The sequence below is a fragment of the Arcticibacter svalbardensis MN12-7 genome, assembly GCF_000403135.1.
In the GTDB taxonomy this organism is placed as follows: domain Bacteria; phylum Bacteroidota; class Bacteroidia; order Sphingobacteriales; family Sphingobacteriaceae; genus Arcticibacter; species Arcticibacter svalbardensis.
In genome coordinates this window covers 1-17,139 of record NZ_AQPN01000009.1, presented here as the reverse complement: position 1 = coordinate 17,139, position 17,139 = coordinate 1, and the positions used below count along the sequence as shown (strand labels likewise).

Here is a 17,139-nt window from a genome sequence, read left to right as displayed (position 1 = left end):
AACATGAAAAAATATATAATTGCATTTCTGTCCGTATCGCTACTGGCGTCATGCACAAAAGACTTAACGAGTCTGAACGAAGATATTAAAAACCCCTCATCTGTACCTTCTTACTCGCTGTTTACGAGTGCTCAGAGAGAGTTGATGAGTAATTTGACTACTTCAGATGTAAACACGAATGTTTTTAGGCTTATCACTCAACAGTGGCAGGAAACAACATACACAGATGAGAGTAACTATGACTTCTCTACCCGTCCTATTCCAGATAACATTTGGAATCATCTTTACAGGGATGTATTAATTGATCTGGAAAGTTCAAAAAAACTTATTCCTACGGATGTTAGTGATGCTACTGTACAAAAGAATCAATTGGCAGTTCTGGATATTATGGAAGTTTGTACCTGGTATTACCTGGTTACTACTTATGGAAATATACCTTATACAGAAGCATTGAATCCGGATTTATTATTTCCAAAGTATGATGATGCTAAAACTATTCAGGACGATTTGTTTACCCGTATAAATGCTGATATAGCAACTTTAAGTACAGGTGGCAGTAGTTTTGATGGAGCAGATATTATTTTCAATGGTGATGTTGCTTCCTGGAAAAAGTTTGCAAATTCATTTAAGCTGAAGATGGCAATGACCATTGCAGATTCTGATAATGCACAAGCTAAAACTGCAGCTGAAGAAGCTGTAGCCTCAGGGGTTTTTACAGCTAATACCGACAATGCTTCGTTTGAGTTTTCAAGCAGCACACCAAACACCAATCCGGTATGGCTTGATCAGATTCAGGGAGGAAGGACTGACTTTGTTGCAGCAACTACGTTGACTACTCAGATGAATACTTTATCAGATCCAAGACGTCCTTACTATTTTACAGTAGACGACAAGAATGCATACTCTGGAGGTTCTATTGGAGCACCAAGTTCCTTTGCCCGCTTTTCTAAACCGGTATTTGCAAAGGTTTCAGCAAGTGATCCTGCAACTACATTTTTAGGTGTACCGAATGCGCCTGCTTTACTTATGGATTATTCTGAAGTAGAATTTTGCCTTGCTGAAGCAGCTGCCAGAGGATATGCTGTTGGTGGTACAGCTGCTGAACATTATACTAAAGCTATCGTAGGGTCTATGGCTTATTGGATGGGTGTAACTGAAACTGTTGCGGCGACTACTCCAAGTGTTGTTGCTTATCTAGCTCAAGTTAATTATGCTACCACACCAGGTACTTACAAACAAAAAATAGGTTTACAGAAATGGTTGGCTCTTTACAATCGTGGATGGGATGCCTGGATAGACATACGTAAATTTGACTATCCTGCAATGGCTGTTCCTATTGACTTTTTATCCGGTTATCCTAATCGTTTAACTTATCCGGTTAAAGAGCAAAACGTAAACGTCGTTAACTTTAAAGCTGCTTCCGATGCTATTGGAGGAAATACAGTAGAAACTAAACTTTACTGGGATAAATTTTAGTATATGATAATTATTTAAAGTCCTGTTGGAATGTGATTGTTAATCATATTTTAACAGGACTTTTTTTGTTTTAAGAAGTTATGGTGATATAAAAGTTGAGTGGTTAGTGATTTTAATAGTGCATAGATTGGAAGGTTATCAGTTTGTAATGCAAGATTTGATTTTTACTATTAAACGGAGATGAGTTTACTTGGTTAAACAATGGCCTTAATATATATTGCTTTGGCAATTGCTGAGAATGATGGAAAATCTACAGTTATCAAATAGCCTTTTATTTTTGTTCAGTACTGACGTTTAAGTCTTGTACGCTTAATTCTATTTGGAAACCCAGTTTTAAGGCGAAGTTATCTGCAATATGTCCTGCTGGAAAATCGAAGCAGACCGGATAATCATATTCTTTGACATGATTCAAGACCATTTCGGGAATAGTTTCTCCAAAAGGAGTTGAGTTGTCTTTCATATCGGTGAAATCGCCAATAATTAAACCCTTTAATTTGGCTAGTTTACCGGCTCTTTTTAGCTGCCATAACATGCGGTCAACGGAATACAGATATTCGCTAATGTCTTCGATAAAAAGAATCTTATCATCAAAATCCATTTCAGAGACAGAACCACTCATCATGACCAGTAGAGTAAGGTTGCCACCAATGAGTGTGCCTGTTGTCTTTCCATTGCGGCCTGTGGTTTGACTTTTATATTGATAGCTTAAGGATTCGCCAAAGAGGGCCTTACGAAGCGATTCAAGGGATGGTTTGGTGCCGTCGGGTACATTTAAAGGCATCTGACCATGAACGGTCTGCGTTTGACAGCAGGCATGGATGTGGCTGTGAAGGACGGTGATATCACTAAATCCTACCAGCCATTTGGGACTTTTAGTAAAGTTGGAGAAATCAAGCTGATCGATGATCCGTATGGTTCCATATCCTCCTCTTGCTGCGATTATTGCTTTGATCTCGGTATCGTCCAGAAAACGCTGCATGTCTTGTGTGCGGAGTTCATCGCTGCCGGCAAACTGATGATAGGATGCGCTGACGGTATCGCCAATAACGACTTCTAATCCCCAGGATTCAAGTAAGTGAATGGCACTTGTAATGTCTCCGGGAAGACTTTTAGCAGGACAGGTTATGGCAATTTTATCGCCTTTTTTTAAATATGGAGGAGCAATCATGGAGTGGTTAAAGTCCTGGTTTAATTTATTTACGAAATTTTTTTACTGGTTTTCTACTGGTATGAAAGATGGCAGTAATTAATATTTCATTTCTTTCAGGGTACATCTTGAAAACAATAATATAGGGAAAGACCTCTACTTTACTTTCTCTGCAATCGCGTTTTTTAAGTTGATACTGTTCTGGTTTTTTTGAAATGAGACTAATCTGTTTTTCAACTGCGTGGCTGAATCGCTGACCCAATCCTTCCAACCGTTCTTCATACCATTGGTAAGCTTCTAAGTATTCAGTTTCAGCGGCTGGATGAAAGCGAATATTATACATTAACTTTTTTTCAAGAATTTAGCTTTTTGCTTTACTTCCTCCCAGGTTGATGTTTTAATATTACCTGATTCAAATTCATTTAAACGCAAGTCTATCTCTTTTAGAAATTCTTTATCTTCCCAAGGATCAATCTGCTCATTAATTTCATCTTCAACCATAGTATATATTGCCTTTACCTTCTTATCGTCAGCATAACGAATATAATCGTATAATCTATCCCGGATCGTTGTAGTTGCCATAGATATTAAGCTATAAACAAAAATACATACTATCACAGTTAAACCCAAATTGATCCTTTGATTTATTTTATGCATTTACTCAACATCATGATTATCTTTGCAAGCTACACGAATTCCATTTTTGATGTCTGAATTAGATTCCTTTAAGAGATATACGATTACTTCTGCATTGCCTTATGCAAACGGACCTTTACATATTGGTCATTTGGCGGGTGCTTATATTCCTGCTGATATATTTGTACGACACCTTCGCCTGAAGAAGAAGGATGTGGTTTATATATGTGGCTCTGATGAGCACGGTGCTGCTATAACGATCCGTGCCAAGAAGGAGGGGATCACGCCGCAGGAGATTATTGATAAATATCATTTCCAGATTAAGGAGAGTTTTGCTGAATTTGGAATTTCTTTCGATATTTATCACCGGACATCTTCCCCGGTACATCATGATCTTTCGCAAGAGTTCTTTTTGAATCTCTATGAAAAGGGTGAATTTATTGAAAAGGAATCGGAACAATATTACGACGCTGATTACGATCAGTTTTTAGCTGACCGGTATATTACGGGTACTTGTCCAAATTGCGGTCATGAGGATGCGTATGGTGATCAGTGTGAAAAGTGTGGCAGTTCGCTAAATGCGACGGATTTAATTAATCCTAAATCAACGCTAAGTGGCAAAACGCCTATTCTCCGGACAACAAAACACTGGTATTTACCTCTTGATAAATATCAACCCTGGTTGGAAAGCTGGTTGCTGGAAGGCAAAAAGAATAAGTGGAAGACGAATGTTTACGGTCAGTGCAGTTCATGGCTGAAGGCTGGGTTGCAACCTCGTTCGATGACCCGTGACCTGGATTGGGGCATTGATGTTCCTCTGGCTGAGGCAAAGGGTAAGAAACTGTATGTTTGGCTTGATGCACCGATCGGTTATATTTCGGCTACCAAACAATGGGCTTCGAATGTTGGCAAGGATTGGCAACTTTACTGGAAGAAACAGGCAAATGAAGCGGATGACGCGTGTCTGATTCATTTTATCGGTAAGGATAATATCGTGTTTCATTGCATTACTTTCCCTTCTATTCTGCACGCTCATGGGGAGTATATCCTTCCTCAGAATGTTCCGGCAAATGAATTCCTGAATCTGGAAGGTGAAAAGCTTTCTACTTCGCGCAATCATGCCGTTTGGCTACATGAATACTTGGCTGAGTTTCCAGGCAAACAGGATGAGTTGCGGTATGTGCTGACATCTATCCTTCCTGAAACTTCGGATAGTGAGTTTACGTGGAAGGATTACCAGGCGCGGATTAATAATGAGCTGGTGGCTATCGCCGGGAACTTTGTTAACCGGGTGATGATTTTGATGCATAAGTATTATGATGGTCGCGTAAGTGGTTCTGCATCGTTTAGTAATCCGGAGTTGCAGGTGCAGATTGCAAAGCATTATGATGAGATTGAAGAGAGCATTGAAACGTATAAATTCAGACAGGCTTTATCTTGTTTGATGGACGTTGCCCGTTTGGGTAATAAATACCTGACTGAAAAGGAGCCCTGGAAGACGTTTAAAGTTGATCCTGATGCTACACGTGTGGTGTTGGAAGATTGTCTTCATATCATCGCTCATTGGGCTGTTTTAGCTCAACCTTTTCTGCCGGCTGCTGCAAAGAAGATTTTTGCGATGCTGAACCTGGATCAGGTAACGTATTTTTATGATCAGGAAATTGATTTTGCTGCGGGACATCAGCTTGGAAAGCCTGAATTGTTGTTTGAAAAGGTGGAAGATGAAGTGATTGAACTGCAACTTGCGAAACTGGCAAATAAGGCTCAAGAAATTGCTACTGATGTATTGGAAGCTCCTTCGGCTCCGGCTAAGGAGAATATTTCTTTTGAGCAGTTTGCTTCCATGGATATCCGTGTGGGTACTATTTTAGCGGCTGAGAAAGTGGCTAAAACAAAGAAATTGTTGAAGTTAACGATTGATACGGGCATTGATACGCGGATTGTGGTATCGGGGATTGCAGAATATTTTCAACCTGAGGGGATTATTGGCAAGCAGGTGAGTATACTGGTAAACCTGGAACCGAGAGAGATTAAAGGGATCCTTTCGCAGGGAATGATTTTAATGTCGGAAAATTCAGATGGAAAGCTTAATTTTGTCGCTCCATTTGAAAGTGCGCCTAACGGAAGTACGATCAGATAGAGTTTTTTACTTTAAGATTTTGGCCCCGTAGTTCAACGGATAGAATAGGCGTTTCCTAAACTCTAGATATGGGTTCGATTCCCGTCGGGGCTACAATCCCGCTTTATGATAAGTAGAGCGGGATTTTTGTTTTAGGGAAGTTAGAAATCTTCTCTTAAGGAACTTTCGGAAAAAATTCGGCCTTACCAATTTCTGCCACACACTTTCACAAAACAAGACTTTTTAAAGTAAGCTTAAATATACCCATAAAAGTAACGGAAGTTTAAAAAAAGATGACGTTGGTAATAAAATAATAAGCTATACCATTCGCTGTGAATTCAATTATATATTTGAAAAAAATCATGTTTAGTCATAGCAGTTAACTTAAATCAAGTTTTTAAATATCGGATATTAAAAAATATACGTCAAAATATAAAAGATGAGTAGCTCAATTATAATTAAGAACAAGATCACTGAAGATAAATTGCTTAAAGTCTCTCCCTTTAAAAAAGAGATTAGAATAACAAAACCACATAAACATAACAGTTATTTCGAGATCATTTTTCTTTCTAAAGGAAGCGGCTATCACTATATCGATTCTCAACGTTACCAAGTTGTGCCAGACACGGTTTTTTTTGTACGCAAAGAACAAATTCACTACTGGCAATTAACTTCGGAACCCGATGGCTATGTTGTTATTATTAAAAAGGGCTTATTTGAACAGAGTATTGACAAGGAAATAAAATCACTGCTATATCAATTAAGCAAAAATGCAATTCTATATGTTAAAGAAACCAATTCTATCCTTAAACTATTCGAGATATTGGTTGACGAGAATAAAATGCAAGGCAACTCCCTTAATGCGATTATTGAAGGGCTACTAAAGGCTTTACTTGCTAAAATTTTGTCGGAAGGAGGAAGACCACATAAAATTAAAAGCAAAACTGAAACAGGGCTTTGCCATAGTTTTCGTGAACTCCTGAGCCAAGACTACAAAATTAAAAATAACGTAGCTTACTATGCTAACAAGCTTAACACCTCGGCCCAAAACTTAAATATGTCCTGCAAAAAAGAATTGAACTTAACAGCATCGAGTATTTTATCAGAATTTATTATTAACGAGGCTAAACGCTTGTTGATATACACCGACCAAACCGTTGCAGAAATTGCTTATAGCCTAAACTTTAATGATCCATCGCATTTTAACAAGTATTTTAAGCGATTTGTAAGTATTACTCCTCAAAAATACAGGCTTAATTCTCTTTAGTAACACAATATTTTCAAATGTACCATGAATTGATGGTTTAGCTACGACTTTTTTAATAGTGAAATACTTAAAATTGCACCATAATTATCAGTAGACCTATACATTTTATGAGTTTCAAAAAAGCGATAGCCTTTATTTTTGTAATTTTAATATCGAAAATAACATTGGCCCAAACCTCATCTATTAGAGGCGCCTTAAACGATTTGCAAAACAGACAACCTATTGAGTACGCCAGCGTAGCACTATTAAAAAACGACTCGACAATTATTAGTGGCACATTAACCAAAAGTAATGGTTCGTTTGAATTTTTAAAGCTACCGCCCGGATTGTACATGCTAAAGTGTGCATCTATCGGGTATGCGAACCGGTATACATCGGTTATAAACCTAACAACTTCCCAAAACTTGAATTTAGGCAGCATCACTTTAAATCCAGCCGCCGAAATGCTTAACCAGGTAACAATAGCTGGACAAAAAGGTAATGCAATGAATAAAATTGACAAGCAATCTTACCGGGCCGATCAGTTTGAAAGTGCCAAAGGGGGAACGGCGGTAGATGTGTTGAAAAACCTGCCATCAGTTGCTGTAAATGGAGAAGGGCAGATTAGCGTTAGAGGCTCTACAGGCTTTTTGGTTCTTGTAAATGGCAAACCTGTACTTACCGACGCACAGGCAGTGTTAAGCCAGCTGCCTGCAAACAGCCTAGAAAATATTGAGCTGATTACTTCTCCATCTGCCAAATATGACCCAGACGGAAAAGCGGGTATTATCAACATCGTTACCAAAAAAGGAGCAAATGATGGATTTACCATAGCTGCAAATGCACAAGCTGGTTTACCAAGCACTACAACCTACAACAATGAAGAACAGCCAAAACGCTTTGGGGGCGACATCACCTTGAACTACCTAAAAGACAAATGGGATATTTCTGTTGGTGCCAATTACTTGCGTAATGATAACGCAGGCTACCGGGAAGGCGATGTATTTACGAAAAACTTTAGCAATCAAACCATTACCCGCTTTCCATCCAACGGAGAAAGAAGTTTCGATAAATACAATTATGCGACAAGACTATCTGCCCTGTATACTGCTGATAAAAGCAACTCATTCTCTATTGGTTTTTTTAGCGGAAAGCGCTATCAGGCAAGACTGGCCGATTTGCTTTATAAAAATACAACTTCCAACCTGTCTACCGGCAACCTGATGAGTAGCACAACCTACTTCAATTCAAATTTACAGACCAAAGAGGGTAATTTTACACTGGGGAATTTTGATTATACCCATACTTTTAGCAATAAATCTAGTTTAACAGCTTCGGTCTTGTATGAAAATGCCAATCTTTTCGGCAATACGAAAAACCTCAACCTAAACTACCCAAATATTGGCGACACCATACAGTATGTTTACAACCCTTACAAAAACCCAGTTAACGGATATCGTTTTAAACTAGATTATGCCATAAACATTGGCAAAGGAAAGTTGGAAAGCGGCTATCAATTTAGGTATGATACACAAGATGGTCAATTTGATTATTTTGTAACACCCGCCATCTCTCAACCTGATGCGGCAAGATTTAGCGGAAGCGCCAAAGCAAAAAACCAGATCAATGCTGTATATACGCAATACTCGGCAAAGTACAATAAATTGGAATATATTGGTGGCTTACGTTATGAATATGCCAGTAGAACCGTGAATCTATCTTATGACCCCATCCCGCATAAACTAAGCCTGTCTAACCTGTTCCCTTCGTTAAGCTTAATGTACAATATTTCTGATGACTTGAAAGCTAAGGCAGGATATAGCAGAAGGATACAACGCACCAATAACTATGAGCTAAATCCAATTCCTGAACGGGAACATTCTGAAACATTAGAACAGGGGGACCCTGATCTTTTACCTTCATTTGTTGACTTGTCAGAACTGGGCATCATCAAAACATTTAAGAAAGGTTCGTTCTTTACTACATTATATTATCAGCATATAAAAAACCCAATTCAAAGGGTTAATAGTGTGTACGCAGACACCATTTTAAATCGGGTATTTACAAATGCCAAAAGGGCATATACTTTAGGTATCGAGGCAGGTACTAATTTACAGCTGGTAAAATGGTGGAGTTTATACCTAGGTGCAAATGTTTACAACTACAAGATTGATGGCGATTTGAATATTTTAGGATCAAACTCGATAATAAGCAATGATGAATGGGTTTACTCCATTAACGGCAATACTAATTTTAAGCTCAATCCCACCTGGAGCTTGCAGGGAAATCTAAATTACCTTTCTCAAAGGCCAACCGTACAGGGAGATGATTCTAGGTTTTTGATACCAAACGCCTCGTTAAAGAAAACTTTTATGGATGGCCGTTTTTCTGCAACACTGCAATGGCAAAACATTGACCTAGGCATGAAACAAACTAACCGCCAACGAATAACCACTAGCGGAAGAGACTTTTATACAACAACCAATTACATTTATGAAACGGATGTATTCTTATTAAACTTTAGCTTTAACTTGAATAAATTGACGGGGAAATCTAAACTTCCTGCAAGTGAATTTGGTGATAAAGAGTTTTAAAATGATAAGGCAATAGGTTGCCTAATGTTGAAACCAGCGATAATGAAAACCATAATTACCGTTCTTGTACTCATTGGAGACGTAAACGCTGCAAGTGCTCAGTTAGCCGAAAGAACGAATCGTTTTCCAGTTGGAACCTTCCATAAAAAGAATTTGAACATCAATGGCATTTCAGCAGGCTTGTATTCAGGCTATGGTGATTTTGGTGAAAGCTTCGTGAATGTCCATACCAACGGAATCCGGTTAGAAGCTATTGGTATGGGAGTAATTATTCCTCTTTTACCCAGTAGTCCTATTTCCGAAAGTGAGGAACAATTTAAGGCCACAATGTCAACTTCTCCATCTGAAAAGATCAATGGGTTCAATCTTTCTTCTGCCGGTACCATTTGCGACTGCACTACCAATGGTGTTAGTGCCGGTGCAATTGGTCAGATCAGCAGGCAGGTAAATGGCGTTTCTGTTAGTTTCGTAATGAATATGGCCGAAAAGCATAATGGCATTCAACTGGCCATGGTCAACGAGAGCTTCGCTATGAATGGCATTCAGTTAGGAATAAGCAATCAGGCACATAGGGCCAGGGGACTTTAAGACTGTGAGTAAAGACAAATGAACATTAAGGTGCTACCATTTACAACGATGGATAGTTACTTAGCGCGCTTGGTTTAATAACCATGTGAAGAAATCTGTACCATCCGTTACCAAGACGGGTTGGTTTTTATACCTACGTCCAAATAATAATCCCGATAGGGTATATTTCTTTAGAAAATGATTATTATAATCCCTATAGGGTATAATTTTAGTATTTATTCTATATTTGTACCCTATCGGGTATATATATATGTTGTCGGAATATTTAAAGAAAAAAAGGAAATTATTAAATCTTACACAGGAAGACCTGGCATTGAAAGCAGGTGTAGGACTTAGGGTTGTTCGTGAGATGGAACAGGGAAAACCAACATTGCGGATGGATAAAGTGAATCAGGTATTGATGTTATTTGGTGCAGAACTCGGAGTGGTATCAAAAGTAAAGGAAGATGAGTAAGAAAGGTTTGATTTATTTTCAGGACATGCTGGCTGGTGTGCTTGCGGAAACTGAGGGGGGTTACGAATTTAGTTACCAGACCGGTTACTTAGAAAATAAAAACGCGAAGCCTGTAAGCTTAACGCTTCCCCTTTCAGCCCAGAAATACGAAAGTAAAGTGCTTTTTGCTTTTTTTGATGGCTTAATACCGGAAGGCTGGCTGTTGGATTTAGCTACAACGCACTGGAAGGTAAAAAGCAATGACCGGTTTGAATTACTACTTTTAACATGCAGGGATGCAATTGGAGCTGTGACGGTAATTCCCGAAACAGATTAAGCTATGGCAAATTGTTGGTTTTGTTATCAGGATGCAGGTATGTCGTCTTATCATGAAAAGTGTTCAAGGCGTTTTTTTGGTACGGCTAAAGTACCTGAGCTGGAATTGAATGATAAATTTTTGAAAACGTTGGCTGACCAAACCATCAACGAAAGGATTGCTGTGACCGGAGTTCAGCCCAAACTTTCTGTTACGTTGGAAAAGACCAAGGAAAGGAACCGTCTGACGATAGTAGGACTTTGGGGAGAATATATACTTAAACCTCAGCATCCTGATTTTCCGGAAATGCCGCAATCAGAAGATTTGACGATGCATTTGGCGAGCCTGTTTAAGATGCCAACTTGTGATCACACTCTAATAAAAGCATCAGACGGCAGTTTAGTTTATCTTGCCAGGCGGTTTGACCGGGTGAAAGGCCATAAAGTTCACATGGAAGATTTCTGCCAGCTTTCTGAATTTTTAACAGAAAATAAATACAAGGGATCTTATGAAAAGATCGGCAAGCTTATCCTGAAATACTGCACTCAAACTGGTTTTGATGCGCTGACTTATTTTGAATTGGTGTTATTTTCTTTTTTAACAGGGAACAATGATATGCACCTGAAAAACTTTTCTGTGCTATACACGGACGAAGGCGTAGGTCTAAGTCCTGCCTATGACCTGATCAATGTGAATCTGGTAAATCCGCAAGATGATGAAGAACTGGCCCTGACAATAAACGGCAAAAAGAAAAGGATTAGATTATCTGATTTTGATGTGCTGGCAAGAAGTATGAATATACCTGAAATGGCGGTTAGGAATACATATAATAAATTTGCCTCCGGTAATAAGGAAGTCGGTAACTTAATTGCAGCATCTTTCCTAAGTCCCGAAAAAAAGGAACGATATCTGGAAATTTGGAATAATAAGCAACTGTTGTTTCATTAACAAGCCGCTTTTTCACATTATGGGTTCGGCTGATCTCTTGAAGATGGAGCGGTATGTTCTTGTCCATGTTATCTAAACAAACAAATTTTTCCTGCTAATAATGAGCTAAATTGCAAATTTTTCAGATTATAAGTTTTCTCCATGATTATTCCAATCATCATGACATGCAAATTTTCCCAGCGAACTGCATAAAGTCCTAAGAATCCAAGTTAAACTTATCTGGTACTTCCTATTTATCGTCTTAATCCATAATTTTTACCTTTACTCTTTTTTTTCTTTTCTTCTCTTCTCCATTCGGATCAGATCCAATGGAGGAATCAAAAGGCGTATCCAGGAGAATCTCCAGAAAAGCTCCTGCTGTGTGACCAACACTAAGGAGCAGATCCTGTACAGAGTTAAATAACCCAATGGCCACATCCCTGGATAGTTCATTTGCCAGTACTTTACTTTCTGGATTTCCTTCAGCCGCCGCCTCTAGTATATCCAGCTGTTGCCGCTGATTTAAGTTCCCGTTCTTTCCAATATTGGCATAGGCCATGGTATCTTTCAGCCCGCGATCAAACTGAAAGAAAGTATCAAAAAGGTTTTCCCCGGATTGTTTAAAGGCAACACGGTTAAACTGGCCCAGCTTTTTTGAATGCTCCTCGTTTTTCCCTTTTGATTTATTCATCGGGCTCAGCTTGATCCTGTTGGTGGCATCTTTACGGCTGACAATTATCTGGATGTGCATCTGCTATCCTTCTTTACGGTCTCCGCGTTTCCTGGTCCCATCGAGCACCTCCTTGTCCTTGTAGGAATAATACCGGAAGTGCTCCAGTTTGTGGATGCTATTCAGGTGCGAGGCATGATTGAGGGAAAAAGGGTCCCCGGTAAGGTTAGAATAAATCTGGAATTAACAAGAAGTTAACATACGAACGCTAATTTTGTAATTGTGGAAAATTTAAAAGATGATGCACTGCTCAATTTGATGAAACAGGATGATGCAGATGCCTTTGCAGTTGTTGTCCACCGCTACCGCCGCAAGCTTTACATTCAGATCTATAGAAAACTGGGTTCAGAGGACGATACAAAAGACATGCTACAGGATATTTATCTGTCTTTGTGGAATAACCGGATGTCCATCGTGATCACCGAATCGTTCCTGCCTTATTTGTCCAGGGCAGCCCATTATACAATTGTAGACCAATATCTTTTTCGTAAAAAAAGATCGGCTCTGGAAGTTTCGCTTTCCCTAATGGATGACCCCAGCCACTTACCTGTGGAAGAAACGATACTGGCTGAAGACCTGCAACAGGAATTTGACCAGGAGTTATTAAAACTGTCCGTAACCGTTCAGGACGTATTCTGGCTGAGCAGGAAAGAAGGGCTTTCCATCAAGGAGATCGCTGTTAGGCTTGACCTTTCTGAACAAACAGTAAAAAACTATATCACGTCCGCATTGCAATGCCTGCGTGCTTACCTCAAAGAAGATAACCTTTCTTTTATTTTTGCCTTAGCTTCTGCCTACTTTTTTAAATGGTAATTGTCCCGGTCAATTTCATTTATATTAATTTAACAATTTGATTGCAATTATTTCATGGTACTGGTTGTCCGTTTTAAGGATTATACTGGTGAATGGGGATACAACACACCAAACTGAAGGAACTTGCCGAAAAATACCGGGCAGGTTTATGTACAGCCGAAGAGCTTAAACAAATTAACGCTTGTTATAATGAATTTGAAACCAATGGCTATGCTTTACCTCCTGCAGAGGAAATAGACCGGGCTTCAAGGGAAGCAGCACAGTTTGTGATCGGGCAGATCAAAGAGCAGCAAAAAGAATCATTTCCGGAACAGGCTCGCTACAATAAGCATTCAACTTTGGTGCCTGTCCGAAAAAAAATATCTCAATTTGTCCAATATGCGGCAGCGGCCATCCTGTTGATCTTTATGGGTCTCGGTGCTTATTATTATAATTTGAAGCCGGTAAAAAACACCGCTGTACATGTTGCCCAAAATGATTTAGGCCCAGGTAGTAATAAAGCGGTGCTTACATTGAGTAATGGCCGACAAATCTCCCTAAATAGTGCACAAAATGGTAATTTGGCACAACAGGGCGGTACCGTTGTTCATAAGACAGAAAACGGTTTAGTAGCTTACCTGGTGAACGCACTGCCTGGCAGCCCCTTGCTCAATAATGCGGCGGCAAATTTCAACACAGTAACAACCCCTCGAGGTGGCCAGTATCAGGTCATCCTGCCAGATGGCACCAAAGCCTGGCTCAACTCCCTATCCTCCATCCATTTTCCTGTTGTATTCACTGGCAACGAACGGAATGTCAAAACTACAGGTGAGGTTTATTTCGAGGTGACCAAAGACAAGTCAAAACCTTTTCGTGTTTCTTCTGCCGGTCAAACGGTAACTGTTTTAGGTACACATTTCAACATTATGGCTTATCGGGACGAACCGGAGATCATAACGACCTTGCTGGAGGGCTCCGTTAGGATTGCTAAAGATGGGCAAAGTAAAACACTTAAGCCTGGTGAGCAAGCGCACGTTGATCAGGATATCAAAGTGGTAAGCACTGATACTGAAGATGCCATTGCCTGGAAAAACGGATTAACTGCGTTTACGGATGCCGACCTTAAAACAATTATGCGGAAAGTTTCCAGGTGGTATGATATCGAGGTAAAATACCAGGGAAATAATTCGGGCCGGACATTCACCGGTGCAATCTCCCGGCGCTCAAACCTTTCTGCTTTGTTTAAAATATTAGAACTAAACCATATCCAGTATTCCCTCGAAGGAAACACATTGATCGTCAAACAATAATTCAATAAATATTCAACCCTAAACCAAGCGACATGGAAAGATAAACTACTCGTCAGGTAGCCCATAAAAAAGCCGGAAGTGCAACGAACACCGCCGGCAATGTCAGGCTAACCTTCCCGATCAGATCGAAAAAAAAAATCTTATGACAGATAGTATACAATTAACCCAAACACAACAAAAATATGAATTTTTATACGCTTCCGGGTCTTCCGCGTATTAATCGAAGACAATTAGTTCAAATTTTTCTGGTTATGAAAATAACGGTAGTTTTAATAGCTTTTATAGGCCTCAGCGCATCGGCGAGCACGTATGCGCAAAACATCAATTTATCTGAAAAGAATATCTCCATTGAAAAGGCAATAGGTAAGTTTAAGCAACAGAGCGGTTATATCTTCTGGTACGAAAGTAAATTACTGAAAGACGCTCAGGCTATCAGTATCAACATTAAGAATGGAACAATACGAGAGTCAATGGATCTTTTGCTGAAGAACCAGCCATTGAATTATACCATTGTGGATAATACCATCGTAATCAATGAGAAAATAAAGCCGTCGAGCCAATCGCAGATCCCGTTAAATATTACGGGAAAAGTAACCGATGATAAAGGTCTTCCTTTACCCGGCGTTTCCGTGACTATTAAGGGTAGCCAAAGAGGCACAGTAACCGATAAGGATGGTATCTACAAACTGGTCGCTGAGCGTGCTCAGGTGATTGTTTACACTTTTATCGGTTTTAAGCGGAAAGAAGCAACAGTTGCTGATCAGCTGGAGATCAATATCTCGCTGGAGATTGACAATTCGCAATTGAATGATGTAGTGGTTGTCGCTTATGGTAAACAGAAAAAGTCGAGTGTTGTTAGTGCAATCAGTAGTATTACTGCGAAGCAACTAAGTTTACCTACACGAAATCTGTCGAATAACCTGGGAGGCCAGATTGCTGGATTAATCAGCATACAACGTTCGGGTGAACCCGGAAATGACGATGCAACCTTTTGGATTAGAGGAATCAGCACCTTTGCAGGAGGTACTTCGCCACTAATTTTGGTTGATGGAATTCCAAGAGCAATGAATGATATTGAACCGGACGAAATCGAAAGTTTTTCTATACTCAAAGATGCCGCTGCTACGGCAGTTTACGGAGCAGAAGGTGCAAATGGCGTTGTTTTAGTGACAACAAAACGAGGACAAGCAAAAAAGGGGGTGATCTCTTTCAAAACAGAACAGGGCATTTCGCAACCTACCCGTTTACCAAAGTTTGTCGGTTCCGCCCAGTATATGGAACTGGCCAACGAAGCGCTTAACAATGATGGGATCTCATCTGCTTTTACGGATGAACAGATCGCGAATTACCGTAACCATGTCGATCCCGATTTATATCCAGACGTTAACTGGATGGACGAATTACTACAGAAAAATACCACTAACCATCGCTATACGATGAATTTTAGGGGCGGCACAGAAAAAACCCGCTATTTTGTTTCAGGGGCTTTTTACAACGAAGATGGAGTTTTTAAAAACGATCCAGGCAAACAGTACGATACAAATATTGGATTAAAACGGTACAATCTGCGAAGCAACATTGACATTGACGTGACTAAAACCACCATACTAAACGTCGACATAAGTGGGCAGTACGTGATGCTGAATGACCCAGGCAACTCCCCTACCAATATATTCAGATTTATGCTTAACACGCCTCCTTATATTTTTCCCGGCGTATATAGTGACGGAACATTGGCAACTTATCCGATTGAGTCGGATGGAAACAACCGCAATCCTTACAACATGTTAATGAATTCGGGCTATACAAAAGAGTGGAGAACAGCATTACAATCGAATGTCGGGATTCAGCAAAAACTCGACATGATTAGCAAGGGATTGTCATTCAATGGTAAGATGAGTTTTGACTACAGTGGCATTTTTGGGTCAAGTAGATCTTATAATCCCAGTCGCTTTTATGCAACAGGTCGAAATGCAGACGGAAAACTTATTTTCGCACAGTCAGTATCAGGAAGTCCCGATATGGGTGAACCTTCTGAATCAAATTCCGCCAATAATAAAGTTTATATTGAAGGTTCTTTAAATTATAGCAGGATTTTTGGTAAGCATACCGTTTCGGGAATGGCCTTGTATAATCAGAAAGAAACACAATATCACAATGAGGCACTCGCTTTCCGGAAACAAGGTATGGTTGGACGTTTAACCTATTCGTTTTCTGATCGTTATTTCATTGAAGGTAATTTTGGTTATACGGGAAGTGAAGCTTTTGCGGCGGGGCACCGTTTTGGATTCTTTCCTGCCGTAGGTGTTGGATATTATATTTCTAATGAAAATTTTTATCCTGAACAACTCAAAAAATATATTACAAGTTTAAAGCTAAGAGCATCGATTGGACGTACAGGAAATGACGCTACGGGAACATCAAGGTTTTTGTACCGGTCAACTTACAACACGGCCGCTACAGGATTCAACCAGGGAATTACATCAGGTGGAGGATCGAATTACGCAGGTGCAGGCATCGTTGAAGGTCAGTTCGGAAACAATAATCTTAGCTGGGAAATCGAGGACAAAAAGAATTTTGGTATTGATATTGGACTTTTTAATAACAAACTGGATATTGTTGCCGATTATTTTGACAACACCCGAAGCAATATTCTTTTGCAAAGAAAGACTATCCCTACATCAGCCGGATTCCAACAATTTCCTTGGGAAAACTATGGCAAGGTAAATAACAAAGGTATTGATGGTAGTGTTGAGGGACATCTAAATATTGGTCCAGTTAAAGTTGGCATGCGTGGAACATTTACCTATGCGCGAAATAAAATT

At 39.6% G+C, this 17,139-nt stretch carries 15 protein-coding genes and 1 tRNA gene; 12 read left to right on the top strand and 4 right to left on the bottom strand.

Features of this window, described 5'->3' with window-relative positions; genetic code table 11:
* The first annotated feature begins 3 nt into the window (after positions 1-3).
* Positions 4-1,476 carry a SusD/RagB family nutrient-binding outer membrane lipoprotein gene (locus tag ADIARSV_RS01270; RefSeq protein WP_040298693.1) on the top strand — a complete coding sequence of 491 codons (1,473 nt, stop codon included), beginning with the start codon at positions 4-6 and terminating at the stop codon, positions 1,474-1,476.
* A gap of 271 nt (positions 1,477-1,747) precedes the next feature.
* On the opposite strand, the gene ADIARSV_RS01265 is transcribed toward ADIARSV_RS01270, so the two are convergent.
* Genes ADIARSV_RS01265 through ADIARSV_RS01255 form a run of 3 tightly spaced genes read right to left on the bottom strand, consistent with a single transcriptional unit; the run spans position 1,748 to position 3,205 of the window.
* A complete protein-coding gene (locus tag ADIARSV_RS01265) occupies positions 1,748-2,644 on the bottom strand; it encodes a S66 peptidase family protein (RefSeq protein ID WP_016193523.1) in 897 nt (298 codons plus the stop codon).
* Positions 2,645-2,669: 25 nt separating this feature from the next.
* A complete protein-coding gene (locus ADIARSV_RS01260) occupies positions 2,670-2,966 on the bottom strand; it encodes a type II toxin-antitoxin system RelE/ParE family toxin (protein ID WP_016193522.1) in 297 nt (98 codons plus the stop codon).
* Positions 2,966-3,205, bottom strand: a complete 240-nt coding sequence (locus ADIARSV_RS01255) for an addiction module protein (protein ID WP_016193521.1) — start codon at positions 3,203-3,205, stop codon at positions 2,966-2,968. The genes ADIARSV_RS01260 and ADIARSV_RS01255 overlap by 1 nt, the downstream gene beginning before the upstream one ends.
* 124 nt (positions 3,206-3,329) lie before the next feature.
* Between ADIARSV_RS01255 and metG the strand changes: the two genes are divergently transcribed.
* From metG to ADIARSV_RS01215, 8 genes are all read left to right on the top strand, one after another.
* Positions 3,330-5,399: a methionine--tRNA ligase gene (gene metG, locus ADIARSV_RS01250; protein WP_016193520.1), complete on the top strand. Its 2,070-nt coding sequence runs from the start codon at positions 3,330-3,332 to the stop codon at positions 5,397-5,399.
* Positions 5,400-5,420: 21 nt separating this feature from the next.
* Positions 5,421-5,492, top strand: a tRNA-Arg gene (locus ADIARSV_RS01245).
* Positions 5,493-5,817: 325 nt separating this feature from the next.
* Entirely contained in the window at positions 5,818-6,645 is an 828-nt protein-coding gene (locus tag ADIARSV_RS01240) for an AraC family transcriptional regulator (protein WP_016193519.1), read from the top strand.
* Between the two features lie 107 nt (positions 6,646-6,752).
* The gene (locus ADIARSV_RS01235) at positions 6,753-9,218 is read left to right on the top strand and encodes a TonB-dependent receptor domain-containing protein (RefSeq protein ID WP_040298688.1); all 2,466 of its coding nucleotides are present in this window, start codon (positions 6,753-6,755) and stop codon (positions 9,216-9,218) included.
* A 42-nt stretch (positions 9,219-9,260) separates the two neighbouring features.
* On the top strand, positions 9,261-9,806 hold the full coding sequence (locus ADIARSV_RS01230) for a hypothetical protein (protein WP_016193517.1): 546 nt from the start codon (positions 9,261-9,263) through the stop codon (positions 9,804-9,806).
* Positions 9,807-10,056: 250 nt separating this feature from the next.
* Positions 10,057-10,260 (top strand): type II toxin-antitoxin system Y4mF family antitoxin, encoded by a 204-nt coding sequence (locus tag ADIARSV_RS01225; protein ID WP_016193516.1) that lies wholly within the window; start codon positions 10,057-10,059, stop codon positions 10,258-10,260.
* Positions 10,253-10,576 (top strand): HipA N-terminal domain-containing protein, encoded by a 324-nt coding sequence (locus ADIARSV_RS01220; protein ID WP_016193515.1) that lies wholly within the window; start codon positions 10,253-10,255, stop codon positions 10,574-10,576. Before ADIARSV_RS01225 ends, ADIARSV_RS01220 begins: the two co-directional genes overlap by 8 nt.
* 3 nt (positions 10,577-10,579) lie before the next feature.
* Complete coding sequence (locus tag ADIARSV_RS01215; RefSeq protein WP_016193514.1) at positions 10,580-11,503, top strand: HipA domain-containing protein; 924 nt, start codon at positions 10,580-10,582, stop codon at positions 11,501-11,503.
* Positions 11,504-11,744: 241 nt separating this feature from the next.
* On the opposite strand, the gene ADIARSV_RS01210 is transcribed toward ADIARSV_RS01215, so the two are convergent.
* Positions 11,745-12,233 (bottom strand): DUF5712 family protein, encoded by a 489-nt coding sequence (locus ADIARSV_RS01210; RefSeq protein WP_016193513.1) that lies wholly within the window; start codon positions 12,231-12,233, stop codon positions 11,745-11,747.
* Between the two features lie 201 nt (positions 12,234-12,434).
* On the opposite strand from ADIARSV_RS01210, the gene ADIARSV_RS01205 reads away from it, so the two are divergent.
* The 3 genes from ADIARSV_RS01205 to ADIARSV_RS01195 all read left to right on the top strand — a co-directional run.
* A complete protein-coding gene (locus ADIARSV_RS01205) occupies positions 12,435-13,025 on the top strand; it encodes an RNA polymerase sigma factor (protein WP_016193512.1) in 591 nt (196 codons plus the stop codon).
* A 92-nt stretch (positions 13,026-13,117) separates the two neighbouring features.
* Positions 13,118-14,314 carry a FecR family protein gene (locus tag ADIARSV_RS01200; RefSeq protein ID WP_016193511.1) on the top strand — a complete coding sequence of 399 codons (1,197 nt, stop codon included), beginning with the start codon at positions 13,118-13,120 and terminating at the stop codon, positions 14,312-14,314.
* Between the two features lie 251 nt (positions 14,315-14,565).
* Positions 14,566-17,139 (top strand): TonB-dependent receptor (locus ADIARSV_RS01195; RefSeq protein ID WP_160166629.1); only part of this gene is annotated, 2,574 nt, incomplete at its 3' end.